We start from the raw sequence: 22,044 nt of genomic DNA, 5'->3' as shown, positions 1-22,044 counted from the left end.
CGGGATGGAGACGCTGTTCACGATCGGCCACGGCACTGGATCCCAAGAGGACTTCACAGCGCTGCTGCAGACCGCCGGCGTGACGTCCCTGGTAGATGTCCGGATAGGCCCGGGCAGCCGCAAGTATCCGCATTTCGGAAAGGACCGCCTGTCGGTGTGGCTTCCGGAGGCGGGGATCGGCTACCGCTGGGAGAAACGGCTGGGCGGCTTCCGCAAACTGCTCCCGGACTCCCCGGACACGGCCCTCCGGAATAACTCTTTCCGGGCCTATGCAGGCTACATGCGCAGTGAAGACTTCCTGGCGGCAGCCGCAGAACTGGCGGCCGGATCCCAGGTGGCCCGGACCGCGATCATGTGCAGCGAAACCCTCTGGTGGCGCTGCCACCGCCGCCTCATCGCCGATCATTGCGTGCTGCTGGCCGGGCTGCCCGTTGAACACCTCATGCCACCCGGCAAGGCCGTACCCCACGTACCCACCCATGGAGTCCGGGTTGTGGGCGATGAGCTGCGCTACGACGTCCCGGGATGAGGGCAGCCCGGGGGGCGGCTGAAACTATTGACTAAGTGGTAGAAGGCTCCTACGGTTTGATACCGAAACCGCCTCCCAGGGAAGCAGGGGCCTGCCATGCCAATGTCCGACGAGGAGCGACGCCTGCTCAAGGAGCTGGAAATGGGGTTGATCGTGGATGATCCCCACCTGGCCATGGAACTGCTCTCCGGCTATCCGGCACGTCGTCTTCCTGCAGGCCTGTTCCCGGGCATGGCGGCGGCCCTGATCGGCGCGGTGCTCATCCTCGCCGGGGCCGGGATCCCCGCGCCGGGGGCAGTGGTGCTAGGGATTTTGCTGCTGGGGCTGGGGGCATGCCTGCTGCTGGGGCCCACGGTACTGGCCCGGAGCGCCCGGCGGCAGCACACCGGTTGATTCTGCCGCCGGAGGTTCTGCTGCACGCGGCTGCCCCGCTGGAACTGTTGCCGGGCGGGGGCGCGGCGCCAGGATGAACAGGCTGGCCAGGACGACGGCGGCGCCAAGCCACCCGGAGGCCGGGAGCCTTTCGCCCACCACCAGCACGGCCAGGACGGCTGCCACCACGGTTTCAAGCAGGGAGATGCCGGTGGCGGTGCTGGCCCCCACCCGGGCCAAGCCCCAGCCGAACAGGAGGTACCCGGCAAACATGGGGACCACAGCCATGTAGGCACCCACACTGACGTTGCCCCAGGACTCCAGCAGCGGGCCGCCCGTCACCGCAAGGACGGGCATCAGCAGGAGTCCGCCCAGCCCGAAAATGCTCCCCATCGCAGCCCTGGACGTGACCCCGGTGGCCGCCAGGCGGTGCGCCGTCCAGGAGTACAGTGCGTAGGTTGTGCCGGCCAGCAGGCCAAGGAGGATTCCCGCCGTCGGACTCCAATCCGCGGCTGCTTCCGCAGCAGCCGGTGCCGCTGCTGCTGGGGCAGGCCCTGCCGGCGTGTGCCCGGCGAAGGAGAGCAGCGCAGCGCCGCCGACTCCCAGCAGTGCCCCAAGGATCCATCGCCGGCCCAGCCGTTTCCTGTCCGCGAAACGTTCAATCAGGGCTGCCGCCACAGGGGCGGAACCGATTGAGACGACCGTTCCCACTGCAACGCCGGAGAGGTGCATGGAGCTGTAGAAGGCCAAGGGGTAGACGGCCACGGCCACGGCACCGAGAGTCGCAAGGCGCCACCGGCCGAGCAGGCTGCCCGCCTGGGCCGCGATGTGCCGTGCGGCGAAGAGTGCCTGCAGCAGGCCGCCCAATCCCATGGCCACGGCGCCAATGGCGAGCGGGCTCACGCCGGGGGCGAAGGTGGCCGCGGTCCCGGTGGTGCCCCAAAGGACGGAGGCCGCCACCACGCACATTGCTCCCCGGAGATGGGCTTTGGGGTGGTGCCTGACGTTCACAGGGCGTCCAGCAGGTGCCCGGCAATGCTCCTGGCTTCCTTCAGCGGACCGTCATCGCCTTCCAGCCCGGCCCTGGCCATGGCACCCTCGAGCAGGAAAGCCAGGTGCGCCGCGGTGGCGGGGGCCAGCTCTTCCCGTCCCGGCAACAACCCCGCCACATGCGCGGCCAGGAGCCCCTGGACCTCCTCCTTGTGGCGGCGCACAGCGTCCCTCCCGGGATCGCCGGCCGGCAGTTCCGCGGCGGCGTTGAGCAGGCCGCATCCCCGGAAGCCGTGCCGGTAGGCAAAGTTGGCGTGGTCCAGGTAGGCATCAAAGACCGCCAGGGCCTGGTCCCGCGGCGTTTTCGCCGTCTCCAGCCGCCGGCGGTACAGGCCCAGCCATTCCTCATGCCTGGCCTCCAGGTAGGCGGCCACCAACTCCGCTTTGGAACTGAAGTTGTTGTAGAGGCTCTTTTTGGCCACTCCGGCCTCGGCCGTGATGGTGTCGATCCCGGTGGCTGCGACGCCGTTGGCATAGAAAAGCCGTGCGGCAGCTTCCAGCAGCAGCTCGCGGGCCGGGCGCCGTGCCGGGGCCGGGAGGCCTTGGGTTGGGAGGCCTGCTGCAGCCATGGTTCACTCCTCGCACATTGGTAGGTAGACCAGTCTACCTACCAACGTGCGTGCGTGAAAGCCCTGGGTGGCCCGGCTCGCCGGCGGGGGACTTGCCGCAACCCGGGACTCCCACCACGACCAGGGGTGGCAGTTGCCCGCTTATTGGGCCTGCCCGGCGTTGCCGAAGGAGAGGAGCACCTTGCCGGAGCGGGTGGAGTCCTTGGCTACCTCGAAGGCGCGGAGGGCATCGGCCAGCGGGAATTCGTGCGTGATGACTGGCTCGATGTGCAGGGACCCCTCGGCGAGGGCCGCGATGACGTCATCAATCTCGTCGTTGAAACGGAACGAGCCGAGCAGTTGCAGTTCGCGGGTGATCGCCAACGAGATGGGCACCGGCTGCATGCCGGTGGGCAGCAGCCCCACCATCACCACGGTGCCCCCGCGCACCGCGCCGCGGATGGCAGAGGCCAGCCCATGGTGGTTGCCGGAGGATTCAATCACGACGTCGGCCTCCACGGCGGCGATGGCTTCGGCGTCCGCGGCGTTGATCACCTGGTCCGCACCCACGGCCTTGGCGATTTCCAGCGGTTTGGGATGGAGGTCGACGGCGGTGATATGGGCTGCGCCCGCGCGCTTGAGGACGGCGACGGCGAGGGCGCCGATGGGGCCGGAGCCGATGACCAGCGCGGTTTTTCCGCGGACGTCCCCGGCCCTGGACACGGCATGCCAGGCGACGGATGCGGGTTCGATCAGTGCTGCAGTGCGCAGGTTGAGGCTGTCCGGGAGCGGGCGGAGCATCCGGACGGGCAGCGTGACGTAGCGGCTGAAGGCGCCGTCCTTGTGCGGGTAGCGGGCGGCGCTGCCCAGGTACGTGCATCCCGGGGAGAGGTTGGGACGGTCCGCGGGATACCTGGCGGTGCCTGGACCGGGCGTTGCGGGGTGGACGGCGACGGCGGTTCCTGGCTGCGGCCCTGAGCCGTCCGCGGCCTGGCGCACCACCGTGCCGGAGATCTCGTGGCCCAGGACCAGAGGCGCTTTGAGGATGGACTCCCCCGCCGCTCCGTGCAGCCAGTAGTGCAGGTCTGAGCCGCAGATGCCGCCGTAGAGGACCTCGACCACCGCTTCGTCGGGTGCGGGCTGGGGCACCGGGACCTCGTCGATCCGCAGGTCGCCGGCGGCGTGGGCCACCAGCGCAGGACCCGTGGCGGGCAATGTATCAAGGGGCGTTGCCATCAGACCACCACCGTCATTCCGCCATCGATGAAAATGGTCTGTCCGTTCACGAAGTTGGAGCCGTCCGAGGCCAGCCACACCACGGGACCGGCGAGGTCCTCCACGGTGCCCCAGCGGTGGGCGGGTGTCCGGCCGAGGATCCAGGAGTTGAACTCCTCGTCGTCCACCAGGTTCTGGGTCATCTCGGTGTGGATGTAGCCGGGTGCGACGGCGTTGATCTGCAGCCCGGAGGCCGCCCATTCGGCGGTCATGGCGCGGGTGAGGTTCCGCAGCCCGCCCTTGGCCGCGATGTACGGGGCGATGGTGGGGCGGGCCAGGTCGGTCTGCACAGAGCAGATGTTGATGATCTTTCCGCGGCCCCGGCCGATCATGTGGCGGGCGGCCTCGCGGCCCACCAGGAAGGCACTGGTGAGGTCCGTTGAGAGGACGCGTTCCCAGTCCGCCACATCAAGATCCAGCATGGGGACCCGGTGCTGGATGCCGGCGTTGTTCACCAGGATTTCCAGCGGGCCCACGTTGTCCTCGATCCAGCGGATGCTGCGGGCGGCGGCGTCGTCGTCGGTGACGTCGAAGGCCACACTGTGGATCCGGCCGGGCGGGAAGCCTGCCGCCATGGCCGTCTCGGCGTCCTTGAGCCGCTCCGGGTTGACGCCGTTGAGCACTACTGTGGCACCGGCGTCGGCCAATGCCTTGGCAAGGGCCGAACCGATGCCCCTGCTCGAACCCGTGACCAGGGCTACGCGCCCCGTGAGATCAAAAAGCCCTGTCATGTCCTGGTTACTTCCTCTTCATTGTTGTGTCGTGCCGCCGTATGCATTAAATCCCGGCAGCCGTTTAGACCGAGCCCTGCTCGAAGGGTCCCTGCTGAACCAGGTTGGCCGGGGTTTGCCCGGCCGCCAGGGCCTCGAGCTGCTGTTTAAGGAGTTTCAGGATCCGGGGCTCAAAGGCCGAGGCGTTTCCGCCCACGTGCGGGGTGATGAGGGCGTTCTCCGACGACCAGAGCGGGTGGCCGGCGGGAAGCGGTTCGGGATCGACGACGTCGATGGCGCACTGGAGGCGGCCGGAGACCACTTCGCGGGTCAGGGCCTCCGTGCTGATGACGGCGCCGCGGCCTACGTTCACTACCAGGGCACCATCGGGCAGGGCGGCCAGGACGTCCCGGCCCACCAGGTGGTGGGTGTTGCCGTTCAGGGGCAGGACGGAGACCAGGATGTCGTGGTCGGCGGCGAGGGCCACCAGTTCGTCCGGGCCGTGGACCTGCCCTTCGGCGTCCGTGCGGGCCGTGCTTCCCACCCGGGTGATGGTGACTTCGAAGGGTGCCAGGCGGCGGGCCAGTTCCTTGCCGATTCCGCCGATGCCCAGCAGCAGGACCTTGCGGTCGGCCAGGGACTGGCGGCGCTGCGGCTTCCAGCTTTCAACCTGCTGGTCCCTGACGGCCTGGTCGATGCCGCGCAGCTTGGCGAGGATGAGGCCAACGGCCAGCTCTGCGGTGGCAGCTGCATGGACGCCCGAGGCGTTTGCCACTGCGGCGCCCGGACCGGCGGCCTCGCAGACGCCGTCGTACCCTGTTGACTGCGTCTGCACGAACTTGAGGTCCGGGACCTTGCCCAGGGAGCCCAGCACTGCCCCGGCGTTGAGGTAGGGCAGGATGACGCCGTCGATGCCGCCCAGGTCCACGCCGGGTGCCTCCTTCATGTCCCAGACCACCCCGCGCAGGCTGCCGGGAAGCGGCGACAGGTCGGCCAGGAGCTGGGAATCGGGAAAGCTGACGGTGTGCACGTGCTGCATTGGTGGTGGCCTATCGGGTAGTGGTGGTTGAAGTGCCGGGCGGGCGCCAGGCGGTGGGCTCGCGGCGGTCGAAGGTCAGGCCGCCCGGGACCTGGAACGTGGGCATAAGCTCAAGCATGCCAACATTCACGTGCCGCGGGGTCTCAATGGCGTAATCAAGGGCGTTGACAATGTCGTCGGTAGTGAGCGACTCGTAGCCTTCGTAGAACGTCTTCCAGGCTTCTTCCATGGCTTCGGGGCTGCCACCCATGTTGCGGCCGAAGATTTCGGTTTCCACCCGGCCGGGGCAGATTTCGGTGACGCGGATACGCTTGCCCACGGTGTCGTTGCGGAGCTGGCGCGAGATCTGGTGCACCGCGGCCTTGGTGGCGTGGTACACGGTGTGGCCGTAGAAGTTGTACACGCCCGCGATCGAGCTGATGTTCACCACGTGGCCCAGGTCCCGCTCCACCATTCCGGGCAGCACCAGCCGGGTGAGCTGCAGCAGCCCGCGGAGGTTCACATCCACCAGTTCGTCGATGTCCTGTTCGGAGGAGTCCAGGATGTTGCCGGGCCGGGACACGCCGGCGCAGTTCACCAGGACGTCCACCTTGAGGTCGCGGACGACGGCGGCGAGCGCAGCAGTGTCTGTCAGGTCCACCACGTACGGGACTGCTCCCGTGCGGTCGGCCAGTTCGGCGAGGCGTTCCTCGTTGCGGGCCACCGCGTGGACGGTGAGGCCCCGCTTGGCAAGCCGTTCGGCGATGGCGGCGCCCATGCCGGTGGAGGCTCCGGTGACCAGGGCCGTGGTGTAGTCGGAAAAAGGCATTTGATACTCCAAAGTGGGAATGGACGGGCTCTTGCGTCCGGCAAGAGGCTGGACGCAGTGGTGGGCAGGGGGTTAGGGATCGCGCAGCACTTTGTGGGTGCGGTCCTGGGCGGTGGTCCGGGCATTCATGACGTTCAGGCTCCTGACGCCGGGCTGAGTTCGTACCAGCGCTCGCCGGCGCCGACCCCGAGGAGTCCGAAGACTGTGTCGATCGTCTTCCGGAGTCTGTCCAGCTCCTGGCAGGCAGTGCGGTGCATGGCTGTTGCTTCAGCCACGGTTGTCTTTCTGAAGGTGACGGTGTGTCCAGGCCTGGACTGTGCCAGGACATCCAGGGAGCGGCTCGTAACGACTCCCAGGACCGGATAGCCCGCGGTAACGCCGCGTCCCCGGTGCAGGACCAGCAGTTCGTCCCGGGACGGAACCTCGATGGCCCCCACCGGGACACCGCGGGACAGGACCTCGGAGGTGAGCTGGCGTTCGGGCAGTGCGCCGCCGAGCCGGAGTCCGATGTGGTTGCTTCGGGGGCTCACGGTGTACTGCGAGGTGAAAAGCAGGCCTGCGGTGTCGCCGAATTCGGCTACGTCCGGCCCGTCGGTGACGTCGATGACCGGGTGGGTGGTGAATTCCGGCTTTGCCAGCCCCAGCCGGAACAGGGGCAGGCCGAAGTATGGCTGGGTGAGGGGTGCGGTGGTCTTTTGCGTTGCAAGCCGGGTGCCCTCAACAAGTTTCAGTCCGAAGCCCACCACCGTGTCCGGTGCGCAACTGCCCAGCAGCGTGGGGACAGTGAAGGATCCGCGGACGGCGATGTAGGCGCGGAGACCGGTGCGGATTCCGCGGACCGTCACTGTTTCGCCGGCCCGGACGGAGACGGGCTCCCACTGGGGGCAGCCGCGGCCGCCCACCGAGAGGTCCAGCGGCGCGCCGGTCACGGCGATCAGCAGGTCCGTGGTGGCGCGCATCCTGAAGTCCAGGGCGGTGAGTTCCAGCAGCGGATCGTTGTCGCCGTTGCCGGCCAGGATGTTCGCGGCCTTGGCCGAAAACTGGTCCAGGGCGCCGTTGACGGGAAGTCCGAATGCAGGACCCTTCGTCCGGCCAAGGTCGGTGACGACGGAGTGTCCGGGCTGAAGGACGATGAGTGACCCGGTCATGGCCGGGCCTCCAGGAACTGCCCCTCGTACTTTCCGAAGTCCTCCGGAGGAATGCGGTAGAAGCGCAGTTCATCGCCGGGGACGTAGGGCACCAGGGGTTCGCGTGCTGCGTCCAGGACCGTCAGGGGGGTCTGGCCGATGACGCACCAGCCTCCCGGTGCGACTGCGGGCGCGATCACGGCTTGGCGTCCGGCCACGGATACTGCACCGGCGGGTACGGACAGCCGCGGGTCCTTGAGCCTGGGGACGGGGACCGGGAAGTCTGGTCCGTCCATCATGGGCGAGCCTGCCGGCGCTCCGAGGCAGCGGATGACGTAGGTCTTGGCCGTGTGCCGGGTGATCACGTCCTGGACATCCAGGCCCTGGTGTTCTGCCACGCTTTCCAGGTCCGGCCCGTAGCTGCCCCCGTAGACGACGGGTACTTCGAAGCGGCGCGGCTCGCGCAGGGTGGTGCCCACGAAGTCCAGCTGGCGCATCCCCAGGAGGATGAACGCCCTGACCTGGCGGGCGGAGGTGAGGTAGGGGTCGTATTCGACCAGGACGGAGTCGTAGGTGGGAACGGCGCCGTGGATGCCTTCGACACCGACGGTCGCCAGCCAGCCGGCCAGGGCGTGGACCGTGGCCCAGTTGGCTTCTGCGTCACCGGACTGTGCCACCACGCGCAGGGCGGCGTCGCCCGACTCGTAGATGTCCAGCATTGTCCGGCTGGTTGTCGTTGGGGCGGCCATGGTCAGGAAACCTTTTGCTTTGCGGCGAGCACTTGCGCCAGCGGGGCAATGGTGACGCCCGCGGCGACCAGTTCGCTGCGAACCAGGCGGGCAAGTTCGACGGCGCCCGGATTGTCGCCGTGGAGCAGCACCGTGTCGGCATGGACGGCGATGTCGCTGCCGGAGACTGTTTCGATGAGTCCTTCGGTCACCATCCGCACAGTGCGCCGGACAATGACGGAGGGGTCGTGGATCACGGCGCCGGGCCGGCTGCGCGGCACCAGGGTCCCGTCATCCTGGTAGGCGCGGTCCGCGATGCCAACGATGGCCACCCGCAGGCCGCGCTCCGCCGCCGCAGTGGCGAGTTCACCGTCCTGCGCCAGGATGATCAGTTTCGGGTCCACCCGGGCGGCGGCATCCGCTACGGCTCGGGCGTAGTCCGCGCGGGTGGCCACCAGGTTGCCCAGGCGGCCGTGGGGAGCCAGGTGGGAGACGGTACCGCCGTGGTAGGCGGCAAACGCCGACAGGGCACCCAGCTGGTAGATGACATCGTTGCGGACTTCGTCAGCCGTGAGGTCCATGGCCCGGCGGCCGAAGCCGCGAAGATCCGGGAAGCTCGGATGGGCGCCGATGCCAACTCCCGTCCTGACACATTCAGCCACGGTGGCGTCCATGATGTCAGGGTCCCCTGCGTGGAAGCCGCAGGCGATGTTGGCGCTGGACACGATGTCCAGGAGGGCGTTGTCGTCGCCGATCGAGTAGGCGCCAAAACCTTCACCAAGATCCGCTACGAGATCAACTGTGGGCATTGCGGGCCTTCCTCTGCTGGTGCTGCGGGTGTAAATCAGTGTGGCATCGGGATTGGAGCCACACAAAGACGAATGCGGTATCACGCTATAGGGAACAGTTATGACCTTTAGAGGCGCTATTGGTGACCCAAAAAATGCAAACGGCCCTTATTTCGTGACAACAAGACTGGCTTTTCCAATAAATTGTTTCCCTGCTTATACACAAAACATATGCCGGCATCAAAACCGGCGATGGCTTAGGTCGGGATAGAATGCTCTGGTCATTGGAAAGTCATCTGCAATTAACCTATGCCCGAGACTCGGATCACACAAAGACGTATTGCCTGTCCCGCCATAGCGCCAACGTATGACCCCGCAGGCTGTGCCGTCCCCGGCTGGAAAAGAGGAGCGCTATGGACACCCGGAAGCTGGCGTACTTCGTGAAGATCGTCGACTCAGGAAGCATCACGAAGGCGGCCGCCGCCCTCCACGTCGCCCAGCCGGCGCTGAGCCAGCAGGTGTCGGCGCTGGAAACGGACCTGAAGCAGCGGCTCCTGATCCGGAGCAAGCAGGGCGTGGAGCCCACTGCGGCGGGCCATACCCTCTACCGGCATGCCCAGACCATCCTGCGCCAAGTGGAGCAGGCAAGGATCGATGTGGCAGCTTCAGGAGCGGCACCTTCCGGGCGCGTCTCCATAGCAATCGCCCCCTACAGCATGGCCTCAAGCCTTACCCCTCGGATTATCCGCGAAGTAGGGCGGCGCTATCCCGACATCGTGCTGCACCTGACCGAGATTTACGGCGGCATACTCAGCGAGGCCATCAAGAACGGGCGGCTGGACATGGCCCTCATCTATGAACCGGGGCCCATTCGGGGTGTGCAATTCACCACCCTCATCGTCGAGGACCTGTACTTGGTGGTCAACGCCGCGCGGGAGCTTCCGGTGGACCCCGGGGCCGGCACCATCGCCCTGGAAGCGGCGGCCACGCTGGGCCTGTTCCTGCCAGAACGGATCCACACCCTGCGCCAGGTGGTGGAGGCGGGCTTCGACAGCAGGGGCCTCACGCTGCACCTGGTGGGGGAAGTGGAATCCGTGCCGTCCCTGACCAGGCTGCTGCGCAGCGACCTGGGTGCGACCATCCTGCCCAAGTCGGCCGCGGATGCCCTGTTCCATGAGGAGGACTTCCGGGTCCTCCGGATCACCGGACCTGCACTGCAGTGCAAGATCGCGCTGTGCACTCCGGACCACGAACCGCTCTCCGAGGCCGGTTCCGCCGTTCTGCTGGTACTGAAGGAAATGCTCCAGGAAATGCTGCGCAGCAAATACCAGCCGCTTTCCAGCGGAACACCCTCAGCTGGCGCGGATGCATCATAAGCGGGCCTTATCAGGTCACGCTCCATTAGTCTTATCCATAGATTTTGCTGCGTCCTAGGATAAAAGCCATAAAGGTTCGCCAACGGCGTTTACCCGGCACAAATGATTCCCTTGGAGCCCAGCATGAAAAAGATCACCAGCCTGCAATACCGGAAATCCTCGGAACGAAGGATCCAGCTTAAGGCCAGCACCGGTTCGCATTGCCCTACCAATGGTTTCTGGCGGGCCGAGGACGGCGCTGCCTCGGATCCGGTGTTTGTCTTCGAGGGCAGCATGATGCCGCCGGGCAAGCGGGGATCCACCATGTGGTACCTGGACGACTGCCAGGTGGGGCCGCCTGCGTACCTTCTTCCCGGGATGAACTGAGGTGGCTTGAACCACCGCACCGCCGGCGGCCAAAAGAAGGCCCGGAGTTCCAGAAGGAACGCCGGGCCTCTGTGGTTTAACCCCATCGGTGTGAAGCTACAGCGCGGGCTCCAATTCGGCATCTTCCACCAGCAGCCCCTTGGCCTTCAGGACCTCAGTCAGCTTGCACAGCTCGATGGTGGTGCCACCCTCCTTGTAGCGGCGGATGAGGTCGTCCTCAGCGTCCACGCGTGCCTGCGACAGCTTGATGACTTCCTCGATCTCATCCTTGCGGACCACCACCACACCGTCGGCATCACCCAGCAGGACATCGCCCGGGTAGACAATTTCGTCGCCGAACACCAGGGGATGGTTGACCGGGCCAATGGTTTCCTTGACGGTCCCCTTGATGCAGACACTGCCGGAGAACACCGGCAATCCGAGTTCAATCAGGTCCTTGGTGTCGCGGACCCCTGAATCCGTGACCATACCGGCCAGGCCTTTCGCCTTCATGGCGTTGCCCAGCACGTCGCCGAACGTCCCGGCTTCCTCGTACTCACCGGCTGCCACCAGGACAACGTCGCCCTTCCGGGCGTAGTGGATGGCCACCTGAAGCATCAGGTTGTCCCGCGGTGCACAGACCACTGTGACGGCGGGGCCGCAGAAGGACATGCTGCGGTCAATCGGCTTGATCTTCGAATTCAGGGCACCTTTGCGGCCCTGCGCTTCATGCACTGTGGCAGAGGAGAACTTGGAAAGTCGCTGAACGGCATCTTCGGAAGGCCGGTCGAATTTCGTTTTGACATGGATCATGAGGTGCTCCTGTTTTGTAGAACGCGTGGGCAACGTGGTGGTTTGGTCAGGCCAGCGCCCTGACGGCCTTTTCGATGGCAGCGATGGCATCCTCGATCACCGGCAGCCCGGTGGCATAGGAAATCCGGAAGTAGGGGCTTAATCCATACGCCGACCCCTGGATGACGGCAACAGACGCCGCTTCCAGCAGGTACAGCGTGAAGTCCTCGTCGTTGCTGATCTGCCTGCCATCGGGCGTCGTCTTGCCGATGACCCCGGCGCAGTTGACGTACGCGTAAAAGGCGCCTTCCGGCGTCGCGCACTGCAGGCCGTTGACCGCGTTCAGCCCGGACACTGCCGCGTCACGCCGCTCGCGGTACACGTCAACACTTTCGCGGACGAATGCTTGGTGTCCGGTGAGTGCCGCGGCGGCAGCTGCCTGGCTGATCGAGGACGGGCAGGAGGACATTTGGGACTGCAGCTTGTTGATGGCAGCCACCAGGGGGGCCGGTCCGCCGGCGTAACCCAGCCGCCATCCGGTCATCGCGTAGGCCTTGGAGACCCCGTTGGTGACCAGCACACGGTCCTTAAGCCCAGGGGCAACGGCCACGAGACCCGTTATGGGCTCTTCGCCGAAATGAATCCCGTCGTAGATCTCATCGGTGAGGACATAGACGGCAGGGTGGTCCTTGAGGACGGCGGCCAGGCCTGCCAGTTCTTCGCGGGAGTACACCGCTCCTGTGGGATTGGACGGCGTGTTGAGGATGACCCACTTGGTGCGCTCCGTCAGTGCGCCTGCGAGTGCCTCAGGGGTTAGCTTGAAACCGGTGTCCTCACCACAGGAAACGATGACGGGGGTGCCTTCGTTGGCGAGCACCATGTCCGGGTAGGAGACCCAGTACGGCGCGGGAATGACAACCTCGTCTCCCGGATCGAGGGTGGCCATGAACGCGGTGAAGATGACCTGCTTGCCGCCTCCCCCGATGGTGATTTCGCCGGCAGTGTATTGCTGGCCGGTTTTGCGGTGCAGCGTCTGCAGGATGGCTTTTTGCAGTTCGGGCGTCCCGGTGACCGATGTGTACTTGGTTTCACCACGGTCGATGGCCGCGACGGCAGCGTCCTTGATGTGCTGGGGCGTGTCGAAATCCGGCTCGCCGACTGTCAGGTCCAGGATCCGGCGGCCCTCGGCCTTGAGCTCCCGGACACGGGCCGCCGCGGCAACGCTGGGTGAGGATTTGATACGGGTTACGCGTGATGCGGGCACGAATTCAGGCATGGTGTCTTCCAGGCTTCCGGTACGGATGAGGGTGGTTCATTCGAGCCTAGGGAAGGAGCTTGCCCCTTGGATAAGACCTAAAGTGCGTGGACAGATAAGCAGCCCTTATGACGGAGCACATAGAACCTTTCGCCTATTGCTCCACGCACTTTTGGTATTGCCCTGCCGGCTTGCCTGAGGCGTAGCCTGCAGGGTGGATAACTGACCTCATGAAGGCACACCGCCGGCCCCCGCGGCGCCTCCAAGGCCGACGGGCCGGCCCGCAGGAGGGGTACGCCTGCCGGCGGGAAGCCGCGCGGGCAGTGAAACACCAATGGAGACAAGGAGCAGAGGTGCCCGGCAGAGAAATTCACGTTCGGATACCTCCGCGTTCAGCCAGCACCGGGACGGGCGCGGCCGGCGCGGCAGCGTACCGGTACCGCGGCGTCCCGAAGCCGGACCCCGCCACGGCCCGGGCCCAACAAGCCCTGGCCATGCTGGCCCAGCTGAGGACGACCCTGGCACTTCGGTCCAGCAGGGTACGTGCCCTCACCGCCGAGTTGGGTGATTGCCTTGCCCAGGCCGTGTGCGATGGCGTGAAGGTTGCCGCTGTCGCGAAGGCCGCCGGACAGCCGGCAGCCAGTATCCGGTCTGCCACACTGGCACGCGGCGAGCTGTACCCGTCCGGCCAAACCCGAAGCGGGCATCTTCACCTCATTGCGGGATTGGCTTCGGAGCTGGCGGCAGCAGAAGGCGCCCGGAGTGACGCGGAAGAACAACGAACGCAGGTACTGGCCCTGGCCAGGAAGTCCCGGCTCCTTGACGACTACCAACTTGCCGGGGCAAGCGGTCTCAAGTCCGACGAAATCCGCAAAATGACCAGGGGCGTCGGCTTGCGTGTGGCTCAGCCCAGTAATCGTCCCGCCTGATCCCTGCCGGCGGCCTTACGCTCTGCCATCCCCGTTCCAGGGCGAGCTTCCTGTTGTCCCAGGTACCCGGTTCTTCTACTCCAAGCCATAACAAATCGCTATGTAGGTACATAAAAGCGGACTTTGTGTGACCCACACCGCAAACGTTAACTTGATGTTTGAGGCCGGTCCGCAAAGCCGTAAACACGATTTGCGAGAGAGCTCACAGCAGGACCAACAGGACATTCCACTCAAGATCTCTTTCCGAGAGCCCGGGTTTAGCGGCAACCGGTGTTCACCCATCACCCACGGAGACGAAATGACAGAAACCACACTTCCCAGGAAGACCCCGGTCAAGGCCGCAATCGCGGCCTGGATCGGTACGACGTTGGAGTACTACGACTTCGCGGTGTACGGCACCTCGTCGGCGTTGGTTCTGAACGTGCTCTTCTTTTCACCCGAGCTTCCCCAGGGCCTCAGCGTACTGCTCGCCATGATCACCTTCGCGGTCGGCTACGCGGTGCGCCCCCTCGGCTCCCTCATCCTGGGGCCGCTGGGCGATCGTCGCGGCCGCAAGTTCGTCATGATGATCACACTGTTCGGCATCGGCGGCTGCACCTTCCTGATCGGGTGCCTGCCCACATACGCCCAAATCGGTCCTCTTGCTCCAGTCTTGCTCGTGCTGATCCGCGTCATCCAGGGACTGTGCCTTTCCGGTGAGCAGCCCAGTGCCATCACCATGAGCCTGGAGCATGCTTCCGAAGGCCGGCGCGGGTTCCTCGCGAGCTTCACCACCTTGGGTTCCTCCTCCGGCACGCTGCTTACCCTGTTGGTCTTCATCCCGATCGCCGCCATGCCCTCGGAGCAGTTGCTGAGCTGGGGTTGGCGGCTGCCGTTCTGGGCCTCCGCCCTCGTAGTCGTAGCTGCCTACCTGATCCGCCGCCACATCGAGGAGCCGCCGGAGTTCGTAAAGGCCCAGGCCGCCAAGGTGAACGTTGCTCCCCTCCGGCATCTTCTGCGCTTCCACTGGCGTGCGGTGCTGCGGATCGTGTTCTGTGCCCTCATCGCGGGCACGAGCTACATGATGCAGACCTTCTCGGTGGCATTCGGTACCGCCGGATACAAGCTGGATAAGCCGACCATGCTCCTGACGACCACGGTCTCGGCCGTAATCGCGCTCGGCATCACGCCCCTGGCAGGATTCCTTGTGGACAAGATCGGCCGCAAGACGATGTTCCTCATCGCAACAGGCGGCGTGGGCGTCACGATGGTCCCCTACCTGTGGTCAATCACGACCGGGAACTGGTCGCTGATCTTCCTGTTTGGCATCATCAACTACTCCCTCTTCTACTCAATGGTGAACGCGTCCTGGCCGTCATTCTTCGCGGAGATGTTCCCCGGCCGCCTGCGCGTCTCCGGGCTCGCTCTTGGCACCCAGGTCGGCTTCGCCATCTCGGGCGTCATCGGCCCCGTTCTCTCGACAGCACTCGCCGGCCCCGACCTGAAGGACTGGGTCGGACCGTCCATGGTCGCGCTCGGGTTCATGGTCCTGGCAGGAGCCTCAGCCCTCACCGCCAAGGAGACCAGGAAGTTCACCCTCAAGGAGCTCGACGAGGTGCAGCAGAGCGAGCGGGAAACGTCCGTGCTCACGGCCGCGGCCATGTCCCCAAGCCCAGCTGCCCGCGGCCTCGCTGGTTAGACCCAAGAGCGGGATGACGGGATATCGCTCTTGAAATGATCACGGACTCGCGGTACGTCCCACAACGTTGATTCCGTTGTGAACAAGTGAAGACCTCTTAGTGACGGCACCAACAGCCAACCACTAAGAGGTCTTCCTGTTGCCAGGGCCGCCGCACCACCAATACCCGCGTACCCTGGTTCCGGTCCGGAAGACCCTGGCCAGCCGCCCCGAACAGGTGCTGGGATAGTGTCGTCAACTGCTGGCGATGTGGAGGCGATGGCATGGCACGGCTGGACGGGCGTATTGCGTTGGTGACCGGTGCCACCGGTTGGATAGGGCGGGCAGTAGCTGCCGGCCTCGCCCGCGAAGGTGCAACGGTGGTGGTCGTGGGCCGGAGTGTGGCGCGGGCCCAGGCGGTGATGGCGGATATCCGTACCGACGTTCCGGGAGCGGACCTTGAGCCACTCGCCTGTGACCTGTCACTGCAGTCTTCGATTCGCTCTGCCGTGGACCAGTTCCGCTCCCGTCACGGCAGGCTGGATGTGCTGGTGAACGCGGCCGGCGTGTTCCGCAAAGAACGCCACGAAACTGCCGAAGGGCTGGAACTCACCTTCGCCACGAACGTGATGTCCTACTACCTGGTCACCGGGCTCCTGCTGGACGACCTCAGGAAGGAAGCGTCAGCCGCGCTGCCGTCACGCGTCATCAATATTGCGTCCAAGTACGGTAACGTCCGGATCCCCTTCGATGACCTGCAGACAGCGACGGGGAAATACAGCTTCCTGCGTTCCACGCCGCCCACCATGCTGGGCCGGGTCCTCCTGACCCAGGAATTCGCCGCCAGGCTGCGTGGAACTGGGGTGGTGGTCAACGCCGTCCATCCCGGACTGGTGAAGAACACGGGGCTGTTGCAGGACGTGGGCGGCCCGTTCCGGTGGATCACGAACACCTTGGGAAAGTCGGCAGAGAAAGCTGCCGACACGCCCCTCTGGCTGGCAACCTCGCCCGAAACGGCAGGGCTGACCGGCAAGCTGTGGGCAGGCCGGAAGGAGCTTCCCACCCCCGGCATGGGTTCTGACCCGGAGGCGCGGCGGCGGTTGTGGGACGCTTGTGCCGGGCTGGCAGGGAACGACTTCCGGTGACCAACGCCGTTCGCGCCCGCCTCAGGGGCCGGATGCCGGGGCACGGGAATTAGTTGCGCCCATCCGGCGTTGTCGATCTGTTCAGAACAATCTGGACAACTAAAGCTCGACAGGAGAAAAACCACATGTCAGTTGACTACGACGCTCCGCGGGTGGCTCCCGAGGAGGAGCCGAATGTCGCCCTGGAGGAGCTGAAGTCCGATAAGTCCGGCCGCCGGGAGGCCGCTCCCGACATGGATGAAACGGACCTCGCGGATAGCTTTGAGCTGCCCGGCGCCGATCTCTCCAACGAGGAACTCCTCATCCAGGTGGTTCCGGTGCAGGCCGACGAATTCACGTGCATGTCCTGCTTCCTGGTGCACCACCGCAGCCAGTTGGCCCGTGAGAAGGACGGCAAGAAGTACTGCAAGGAATGTGAAGGCTAGCAGGGGGACGATGGCGGCCAGGTTTGGATTTCAACTAATGGAATCCGGGCTCGTGGCCCGGGCGTGGGACGGCAATGCTGGAACTCACGCTCCGGCAAGGCCGGCCGACTGGAAAGAAGGAAACCATGTCCCTCAGCGTTGAGGAAATGAACAAGCAGCTCCCGGTGGCCAATGCGCTGCCCGGCGAGGCAGTCCCGTATTACATGGCGTCGGGCGAAGGCGCGCGCTACGAGATCAACGGCCAGTTGGTCACGGTCATCGCCCGCGCCGCCGACACCGGGGGCATCTTCAGCGCTGCCTACGTCTCCGGCGGCATGGGAGCCGAATCCCCGTTCGTCAGCCACAAGGTGGAGCACAAGACGCTCTACGTTTTCGACGGGATCCTGCATGTCTGGCTGCCGGGCGAGAGCCGCATCCTGGCCCCGGGCGATTCGGTGGTCATCCCGCCCAACACCCCGCACGCCTACCGGATGGCCAGCCACTACACCCGCTTCCTGAACTGGATGACCCCTGGCGGCGGCGAGGCCTACTACGAGCGGGTGGGCACGCCCATCGATTCGCACGTCCCGCCGGTGCGCGCCGGCCACAAGGCCAGCCTGCAGGAGCAGGCTGAGGTGGGCGCCGAGTTCGGCATCACGTTCCCCGACGTTGAGCGTGTGGCGCCGTCGTTCAAGCACGACGCCGGGCTGCCGCCCACACAGAGCCCGTACTTCCTCAGCGCCGGGGAGGGTGAGCGCATGGTCAGCTACCAGACCATGTTCACCTACCTGTCCCGGCCTGCCAACACCGGCTCCAATTACTTCGCCGTGCACACCAAGGGCGCCAAGACCCCCTATATCCCGCTGCACTTCCACTCCCAGCACACGGAGAACTTCCTCTGCACCGAGGGCCGGATGTGGCTCTACGCCAACGGCCGGGAGATGCTCCTGACCAAGGGCGACTTTGTGCATGCCCCCGCCGGAACCGTCCACTCGTTCGCGCTCGATGCCCACAACACCCAGATGGTGGGTTTCCTGACGCCGTCGGTGTTCAACGGGTTCTTTGAGTACTTCAACAAGCCCACGGAGGACTACATGTACACCGAGGGCGGCGAACCGTACATGGACATGGAGGGCTTCGGCCGTGCCCAGGCCGAGATGGACCTGACCGTCGTCGGCCCTCCGCCGCAGCGCCGCGCGGCCCTGGACATCCCCTAACCCCATCCAATACGTAAGGCCCGGACTTCCGAGAGGAAATCCGGGCCTTACGTATTTGTGGGAGGGTGGGTCAGGGGGTGGCTTGCCTGACGAGTTCGCGGCCGTAGTCGTTGCCGTTGGGGGTGCGGACCACGGTGTGCATGTGGAACGGGGCGGGCTCATCGTTGCTGAGGAACACGCCGGTGTGGTGGTCCAGTTCCAGCACCACCACCGGGCTCTGCACCCGGAAGTAGAAGGCCTCCTCCCCCTCCCAGCCGCCGATCCAGCTGAAGAACGTCTCTGAATAGTGTTCCTGGATCTCCCGGCGGCGCGCGGCCCGTGGACCGTCGGGCAGGTAGGCGATGAAGTCCTCCACCACCGCGTCCAGCAAGTCACGGACCCCGGCCGGCAGTTCCGCCACCCGGATGCCCTCGTACGGAATCACCCGGTTGTCCTGGAAACAGCCACCCAGGTGCCGTTCGTCGCCCGGGTGGAGGCGGCCTTCGGGCATGGCAGGATCCACCATCTCCGCATAAACAACAGCACGGTCCCGCAGGTCCACAGGCAGGGCGGCCATCAGCTGCCGGGCCAGGGTGATGCGCTCCTTGAACACTTTGACGCCCTTATGCGGGCCGGCGTCGATCATGTCCGGCTCTGCGCCCATGAACACCGGCGAGATCACCAGCTGCGTCCCGGCCACCAGGCAGTTCAGCGCCGCGTGGTGGCCGAACAGCTGCCACCCCCACGGCGCCGTCTCGGACGGCTCCCCATACAGGGCGAAGTTGTAGCTGAACTCGTTCATGAGCAGCGGCAGCTCCACCAGGTCACCCAGGAACCCGTTGATGCGCATCAGGTTCCGCACCAGCTCAAATCCGGAAGCGCTCAGGCTTGCTTCCACCACGCCCAGGGCGGCGTCGCGGACCGGTGGTTCCAGCTCGTCCAGCCGCAGCCCGGTGTCGTGCTGCATGAACTCAGGGTTGGCCCAGCTCTGCCACTCCGGCGCGTCCACGGCGTAGCGAAGCCTTCCGGCCTGGTCCGCGGCGGCGGCGCCAAGCAGCTTCCGCGCCGCAGCCACCATGTCCGCGGTGGGTGCTTCCTCCCCGGGGCGGGCAGGCACCAGCGGATAGAGGGCCTCCCGGCGGACGCCGTCGCTGGTGATGCCCGTGAACGGCTGCGGGTAGAGCTTCCGCCAGCCTTCGATCATGGGCCCGGCGAACGCATCGCCCTTGGCCGCTTCGGCGTATTCGCGGGCAGCCAGCCCCCGGATGTCCGCTACGCGGGGATGGTCCGGGGCAAAGAGGAAATCACGGAATGACGGCGTCGACACGGGCGCTCCTGGTTTCGATGGAAGGTGCAGATTCTTCGGGACGTGCGGGCGGGAAAGCCGGCGCCCAGCCCGCGGCGACGGAGAGCGCGGCGGCGGCCTCCACTGGGGAGTTGCCGCGCCAGGCCACGTGCTGGTCGGGACGGACCAGCACGGCGGCGGCACCCCACAGCTGGGACAGGGGGGTTCCGTCCTCGGAAGGCCCGACGGCGGCGACGGTCACCGGGACGCCCTGCCGGGCACCGGCGGCCAGGACCGGCCCGAAAACTCCGCCCGCGTCCAGCCCGCCCAGCGATCCGGCATCGGCCAGCAAAGTGAAGCCCGCACCAAGGGCGCTGTACAGGGAACGGGAATCTGCCAGCCAGGCGTGCGGCAGCAGGGCCCCCGGAGCAGCGGACGGAACGTAGCGGATGGGGTCCTCGTCGGGGAGGGCTGAACCGTCCGGCACCACGACGGGTGAGCCGCCGTAGTCGTAGCCCAGCACCAGGCCCAGGGAATCGAACTCGCTCTGCTTCACGGCGAGTGCCCGGTGCGCAGCCCGGCGGGCCGCTTCCCCGGCAGGGCCGGCCGCAACGAGCTCCGGGTCTGCGAAGTGGTAGGCCAGGGCCTTGCCGTTGGTGGCGGCGTCGCGGATGGTGCGCGCTGCCACCGGGCGGCGTTCTGTCCCGTAGCTGGCAAGCAGTCCGGGGCCGGCCCAGCCGTTGACGGTGGCGGCGAGCTTCCAGGCCAGGTTGGCAGCGTCGCCAATGCAGGTGTTGAACCCGTGGCCTCCCCAGGGCGGGTTGAGGTGGGCGGCGTCCCCCACCAGGAAGACGTTGCCGCGGCTGTATTCGGGCGCGAGCAGCATACGGGCCGTCCAGGGGTCGGTGGCCACCACCTCGATGTCCACGGCCGGCCCCACCAGGGAGCGGACCATGGCGGCTGCCTCCCCTGCGCTGGGGCTGACGGACGGATCCACGCCCTGGACGATAGCCCACCACATGCCGTCACGGTCCATGGGTCCCACCATGCCGGCGGTCTCCGAGCCCACTACCCAGTACTGCACGGCCGCGGCCAAGGACACAGCGGACGCCAAGGACGCCGAGCGGAAGAGGATGCTGATGTTGGACAGCTCGGCGGAGCCGCCTTCCAGCCGCAGCCCCAGGCTGCGCCGCACGGCGGAGGATCCGCCGTCGGCCCCGATGACGTACTCCGCGGCGGTGGTGCGTTCGGCCCCGTCAGGATCCCGGACGACGACGGCGCACGGTTCCGTGGCTGCCCCGCCTTCCGGGACGCTGACGCCAGTGACGGTCCAGCCGGCCAGGAACGTCACCAGCGGGTGGCTTTCGACGGCGGCCCGGAGCACCTCCTCGAGGACGGGCTGGGGCACCTGCTGGCCGCACTCCGGCTGCGGCCCGTACCGGCCTGGAACCAGTTGGAAGGCGCTGCGGAACCGCCGCAGCTCATGGGCGGAAGGGCCGGTGAGGCCGGTGCAGAAGATGACGTCCTGTGCGTACTCCACCGGCAGCGGCGCCGCGTCCCGGAGGACCTCGGCGAGGCCCAGCCGGCGCAGGTGCGTCATGGTGCGGGCATTGGTGGTCTTGGCACGCGGCCGGGTGTGGTCCAGCGCTGTCCGCGGTTCGATGACGGTACTGGGCACCCCCCGGGAGGCGAGGTCCAGGGCGAGGAAGAGTCCGCTGGGTCCTCCGCCGGCAACCAGGACCTGCACCTCCGACGGCAGGTCCGCGGCGGTATGGAAGCCGTTCATCAGGCACGGCTCCGCAGGGAGATGTCGCCCACCGGCGTGGTCAGGGTGCCGAGCGTCTCGATCTCCACTTCCACGGTGTCGCCGGGCTGGAGGAGCCACTGCGGGGTACGGGCGTAGCCCACGCCTTCGGGGGTGCCCGTGGCGATGACGTCGCCCGGGTGCAGGGTGAAGGTTTCGCTGATGAGCGAGATAATGGCCGGGACGGAGAAGATCATGTCCCGGGTGTTCCCGTTCTGGGCTTCGATCCCATTGACGCGGGTGCGGACCTGGAGCCCGTCGCGCAGGTCGCCCACCTCGTCGCGGCTCACCACGGGACCCAGGGGGCCGCTGAAATCGCCGTTCTTGCCCAGGGTCCACTGCGACGTGAGCTTCTGGGCCCTGCGGGAGGTGATGTCGTTGAACGTGGAGTAGCCAAAGACGGCATCGGCAGCGGTGTCCTCGCCGGCGGACTCCACGCGGCGGCCGATGTAGGCGGCAACTTCGCCTTCCCAGTCCAGCCCTGCCTCGCCCGCCGGAACCGGGACCGGGACATTGCCCACGGACAGGGAGGCTGTCCAGCGCGCGAACAGCGTGGGGTAGGGCGGGAGTTCCTGGTCCTTGAAGCTGCCCTCGGCTGCGTGCGCCTTGTAGTTCAGCCCCACGCAGATCACCCGCGCGGAGGCCGGGACCAGCGGGACTTCGGTGACGCTGCCGCGCTCCAGCCAGCCGTCGTCGTCGGAGGCTCCAGCATGTGCAGCGCCGGCAACCAGGGCTGCGGCCTTGTCCTGCCAGCCCTCGGCGTCGGCCCAGAATTCGTCGACCGATGTGAGCGGGAGGACGCGGGAGCCGGCGAGCGCCGCTGCCCAGGGTCCGCCGTGGTGGGTGATGCCGATGAACTGCATGGGAGGCCTTTCGGTCTGG

The 22,044-nt window shown here is 66.4% G+C and carries 23 protein-coding genes; 9 read left to right on the top strand and 14 right to left on the bottom strand.

Annotated elements, in window-relative coordinates; translation table 11 throughout:
• Positions 1–4: 4 nt before the first annotated feature.
• Together J2T23_RS08540 and J2T23_RS08535 are read left to right on the top strand one after the other, a co-directional pair.
• Positions 5–529 carry a DUF488 domain-containing protein gene (locus tag J2T23_RS08540; RefSeq protein WP_307358943.1) on the top strand — a complete coding sequence of 175 codons (525 nt, stop codon included), beginning with the start codon at positions 5–7 and terminating at the stop codon, positions 527–529.
• Between the two features lie 96 nt (positions 530–625).
• Complete coding sequence (locus J2T23_RS08535; RefSeq protein WP_307358942.1) at positions 626–922, top strand: DUF3040 domain-containing protein; 297 nt, start codon at positions 626–628, stop codon at positions 920–922.
• On the opposite strand, the gene J2T23_RS08530 is transcribed toward J2T23_RS08535, so the two are convergent.
• The 9 genes from J2T23_RS08530 to J2T23_RS08490 all read right to left on the bottom strand — a co-directional run bounded on the left by J2T23_RS08530 (position 833) and on the right by J2T23_RS08490 (position 8,995).
• On the bottom strand, positions 833–1,870 hold the full coding sequence (locus tag J2T23_RS08530) for a DMT family transporter (RefSeq protein ID WP_307359055.1): 1,038 nt from the start codon (positions 1,868–1,870) through the stop codon (positions 833–835). The two genes, J2T23_RS08535 and J2T23_RS08530, sit on opposite strands and share 90 nt — an antisense overlap.
• A 38-nt stretch (positions 1,871–1,908) precedes the next feature.
• A complete protein-coding gene (locus J2T23_RS08525) occupies positions 1,909–2,520 on the bottom strand; it encodes a TetR/AcrR family transcriptional regulator (protein ID WP_307358940.1) in 612 nt (203 codons plus the stop codon).
• Between the two features lie 141 nt (positions 2,521–2,661).
• Positions 2,662–3,735: an L-idonate 5-dehydrogenase gene (locus tag J2T23_RS08520; RefSeq protein ID WP_307358938.1), complete on the bottom strand. Its 1,074-nt coding sequence runs from the start codon at positions 3,733–3,735 to the stop codon at positions 2,662–2,664.
• Positions 3,735–4,505 carry an SDR family oxidoreductase gene (locus J2T23_RS08515; protein WP_141158457.1) on the bottom strand — a complete coding sequence of 257 codons (771 nt, stop codon included), beginning with the start codon at positions 4,503–4,505 and terminating at the stop codon, positions 3,735–3,737. Before J2T23_RS08515 ends, J2T23_RS08520 begins: the two co-directional genes overlap by 1 nt.
• Before the next feature lie 64 nt (positions 4,506–4,569).
• Positions 4,570–5,523 (bottom strand): 2-hydroxyacid dehydrogenase, encoded by a 954-nt coding sequence (locus tag J2T23_RS08510; protein WP_307358935.1) that lies wholly within the window; start codon positions 5,521–5,523, stop codon positions 4,570–4,572.
• A gap of 10 nt (positions 5,524–5,533) precedes the next feature.
• On the bottom strand, positions 5,534–6,331 hold the full coding sequence (locus tag J2T23_RS08505) for an SDR family oxidoreductase (protein ID WP_307358933.1): 798 nt from the start codon (positions 6,329–6,331) through the stop codon (positions 5,534–5,536).
• Positions 6,332–6,465: 134 nt separating this feature from the next.
• The gene (locus tag J2T23_RS08500) at positions 6,466–7,479 is read right to left on the bottom strand and encodes a 5-oxoprolinase subunit C family protein (protein WP_141158460.1); all 1,014 of its coding nucleotides are present in this window, start codon (positions 7,477–7,479) and stop codon (positions 6,466–6,468) included.
• Positions 7,476–8,207 (bottom strand): 5-oxoprolinase subunit B family protein, encoded by a 732-nt coding sequence (locus J2T23_RS08495; RefSeq protein ID WP_307358928.1) that lies wholly within the window; start codon positions 8,205–8,207, stop codon positions 7,476–7,478. The genes J2T23_RS08500 and J2T23_RS08495 overlap by 4 nt, the downstream gene beginning before the upstream one ends.
• A gap of 2 nt (positions 8,208–8,209) precedes the next feature.
• Positions 8,210–8,995, bottom strand: coding sequence for a LamB/YcsF family protein (locus J2T23_RS08490; protein ID WP_307358925.1), 786 nt, complete (start codon positions 8,993–8,995; stop codon positions 8,210–8,212).
• Between the two features lie 392 nt (positions 8,996–9,387).
• Between J2T23_RS08490 and nac the strand changes: the two genes are divergently transcribed.
• Both nac and J2T23_RS08480 read left to right on the top strand, forming a co-directional pair.
• Positions 9,388–10,350, top strand: coding sequence for a nitrogen assimilation transcriptional regulator NAC (gene nac, locus J2T23_RS08485; RefSeq protein WP_307358922.1), 963 nt, complete (start codon positions 9,388–9,390; stop codon positions 10,348–10,350).
• Between the two features lie 123 nt (positions 10,351–10,473).
• Entirely contained in the window at positions 10,474–10,716 is a 243-nt protein-coding gene (locus tag J2T23_RS08480; RefSeq protein ID WP_141183090.1) for a hypothetical protein, read from the top strand.
• 96 nt (positions 10,717–10,812) lie between these two features.
• Here the strand turns inward: J2T23_RS08480 and J2T23_RS08475 are convergent, their stop codons facing one another.
• Together J2T23_RS08475 and J2T23_RS08470 are read right to left on the bottom strand one after the other, a co-directional pair.
• Complete coding sequence (locus tag J2T23_RS08475; RefSeq protein WP_307358919.1) at positions 10,813–11,508, bottom strand: 4-carboxy-4-hydroxy-2-oxoadipate aldolase/oxaloacetate decarboxylase; 696 nt, start codon at positions 11,506–11,508, stop codon at positions 10,813–10,815.
• A 46-nt stretch (positions 11,509–11,554) separates the two neighbouring features.
• Positions 11,555–12,763: an aspartate transaminase gene (locus J2T23_RS08470; RefSeq protein WP_307358917.1), complete on the bottom strand. Its 1,209-nt coding sequence runs from the start codon at positions 12,761–12,763 to the stop codon at positions 11,555–11,557.
• 332 nt (positions 12,764–13,095) lie between these two features.
• Here J2T23_RS08470 and J2T23_RS08465 point away from each other — a divergent pair, with 332 nt between their 5' ends.
• The 5 genes from J2T23_RS08465 to J2T23_RS08445 all read left to right on the top strand — a co-directional run bounded on the left by J2T23_RS08465 (position 13,096) and on the right by J2T23_RS08445 (position 18,094).
• Complete coding sequence (locus J2T23_RS08465) at positions 13,096–13,671, top strand: hypothetical protein (protein ID WP_246839796.1); 576 nt, start codon at positions 13,096–13,098, stop codon at positions 13,669–13,671.
• Positions 13,672–13,969: 298 nt separating this feature from the next.
• Positions 13,970–15,349 (top strand): MFS transporter, encoded by a 1,380-nt coding sequence (locus tag J2T23_RS08460; protein WP_141158467.1) that lies wholly within the window; start codon positions 13,970–13,972, stop codon positions 15,347–15,349.
• Between the two features lie 263 nt (positions 15,350–15,612).
• The gene (locus tag J2T23_RS08455) at positions 15,613–16,473 is read left to right on the top strand and encodes an SDR family NAD(P)-dependent oxidoreductase (RefSeq protein WP_307358912.1); all 861 of its coding nucleotides are present in this window, start codon (positions 15,613–15,615) and stop codon (positions 16,471–16,473) included.
• Positions 16,474–16,598: 125 nt separating this feature from the next.
• On the top strand, positions 16,599–16,898 hold the full coding sequence (locus tag J2T23_RS08450) for a DUF4193 domain-containing protein (RefSeq protein ID WP_141158469.1): 300 nt from the start codon (positions 16,599–16,601) through the stop codon (positions 16,896–16,898).
• Between the two features lie 125 nt (positions 16,899–17,023).
• Entirely contained in the window at positions 17,024–18,094 is a 1,071-nt protein-coding gene (locus J2T23_RS08445; protein ID WP_307358907.1) for a quercetin 2,3-dioxygenase, read from the top strand.
• 70 nt (positions 18,095–18,164) lie between these two features.
• Here the strand turns inward: J2T23_RS08445 and J2T23_RS08440 are convergent, their stop codons facing one another.
• From J2T23_RS08440 to J2T23_RS08430, 3 genes are read right to left on the bottom strand one after another with little or no spacing between them, the layout of a single operon-like run.
• The gene (locus tag J2T23_RS08440) at positions 18,165–19,400 is read right to left on the bottom strand and encodes a DUF3500 domain-containing protein (RefSeq protein ID WP_307358904.1); all 1,236 of its coding nucleotides are present in this window, start codon (positions 19,398–19,400) and stop codon (positions 18,165–18,167) included.
• Positions 19,378–21,144, bottom strand: a complete 1,767-nt coding sequence (locus tag J2T23_RS08435; RefSeq protein ID WP_307358901.1) for an FAD-dependent monooxygenase — start codon at positions 21,142–21,144, stop codon at positions 19,378–19,380. The genes J2T23_RS08440 and J2T23_RS08435 overlap by 23 nt, the downstream gene beginning before the upstream one ends.
• Positions 21,144–22,025, bottom strand: coding sequence for a fumarylacetoacetate hydrolase family protein (locus J2T23_RS08430; protein ID WP_307358899.1), 882 nt, complete (start codon positions 22,023–22,025; stop codon positions 21,144–21,146). Before J2T23_RS08430 ends, J2T23_RS08435 begins: the two co-directional genes overlap by 1 nt.
• Between the last annotated feature and the right edge of the window lie 19 nt (positions 22,026–22,044).

This window comes from Pseudarthrobacter niigatensis, assembly GCF_030812615.1.
Classification (GTDB): Bacteria; Actinomycetota; Actinomycetes; order Actinomycetales; family Micrococcaceae; genus Arthrobacter; species Arthrobacter niigatensis.
Note: the sequence above shows the minus strand (reverse complement) of the source record. Positions and strands in the feature narration are given on the sequence as shown.

Coding starts and splice junctions, on each gene's coding strand:
- J2T23_RS08455 (WP_307358912.1), top strand. CDS start 15,613: ATGGCACGGCTGGACGGGCGTATTGCGTTGGTGACCGGTGCCACCGGT.
- J2T23_RS08450 (WP_141158469.1), top strand. CDS start 16,599: ATGTCAGTTGACTACGACGCTCCGCGGGTGGCTCCCGAGGAGGAGCCG.
- J2T23_RS08530 (WP_307359055.1), bottom strand. CDS start 1,870: ATGTGCGTGGTGGCGGCCTCCGTCCTTTGGGGCACCACCGGGACCGCG.
- J2T23_RS08535 (WP_307358942.1), top strand. CDS start 626: ATGCCAATGTCCGACGAGGAGCGACGCCTGCTCAAGGAGCTGGAAATG.
- J2T23_RS08490 (WP_307358925.1), bottom strand. CDS start 8,995: ATGCCCACAGTTGATCTCGTAGCGGATCTTGGTGAAGGTTTTGGCGCC.
- J2T23_RS08500 (WP_141158460.1), bottom strand. CDS start 7,479: ATGACCGGGTCACTCATCGTCCTTCAGCCCGGACACTCCGTCGTCACC.
- J2T23_RS08515 (WP_141158457.1), bottom strand. CDS start 4,505: ATGACAGGGCTTTTTGATCTCACGGGGCGCGTAGCCCTGGTCACGGGT.
- J2T23_RS08510 (WP_307358935.1), bottom strand. CDS start 5,523: ATGCAGCACGTGCACACCGTCAGCTTTCCCGATTCCCAGCTCCTGGCC.
- J2T23_RS08460 (WP_141158467.1), top strand. CDS start 13,970: ATGACAGAAACCACACTTCCCAGGAAGACCCCGGTCAAGGCCGCAATC.
- nac (WP_307358922.1), top strand. CDS start 9,388: ATGGACACCCGGAAGCTGGCGTACTTCGTGAAGATCGTCGACTCAGGA.
- J2T23_RS08520 (WP_307358938.1), bottom strand. CDS start 3,735: ATGGCAACGCCCCTTGATACATTGCCCGCCACGGGTCCTGCGCTGGTG.
- J2T23_RS08445 (WP_307358907.1), top strand. CDS start 17,024: ATGTCCCTCAGCGTTGAGGAAATGAACAAGCAGCTCCCGGTGGCCAAT.
- J2T23_RS08525 (WP_307358940.1), bottom strand. CDS start 2,520: ATGGCTGCAGCAGGCCTCCCAACCCAAGGCCTCCCGGCCCCGGCACGG.
- J2T23_RS08505 (WP_307358933.1), bottom strand. CDS start 6,331: ATGCCTTTTTCCGACTACACCACGGCCCTGGTCACCGGAGCCTCCACC.
- J2T23_RS08470 (WP_307358917.1), bottom strand. CDS start 12,763: ATGCCTGAATTCGTGCCCGCATCACGCGTAACCCGTATCAAATCCTCA.
- J2T23_RS08475 (WP_307358919.1), bottom strand. CDS start 11,508: ATGATCCATGTCAAAACGAAATTCGACCGGCCTTCCGAAGATGCCGTT.
- J2T23_RS08435 (WP_307358901.1), bottom strand. CDS start 21,144: ATGAACGGCTTCCATACCGCCGCGGACCTGCCGTCGGAGGTGCAGGTC.
- J2T23_RS08540 (WP_307358943.1), top strand. CDS start 5: ATGGAGACGCTGTTCACGATCGGCCACGGCACTGGATCCCAAGAGGAC.
- J2T23_RS08480 (WP_141183090.1), top strand. CDS start 10,474: ATGAAAAAGATCACCAGCCTGCAATACCGGAAATCCTCGGAACGAAGG.
- J2T23_RS08495 (WP_307358928.1), bottom strand. CDS start 8,207: ATGGCCGCCCCAACGACAACCAGCCGGACAATGCTGGACATCTACGAG.
- J2T23_RS08430 (WP_307358899.1), bottom strand. CDS start 22,025: ATGCAGTTCATCGGCATCACCCACCACGGCGGACCCTGGGCAGCGGCG.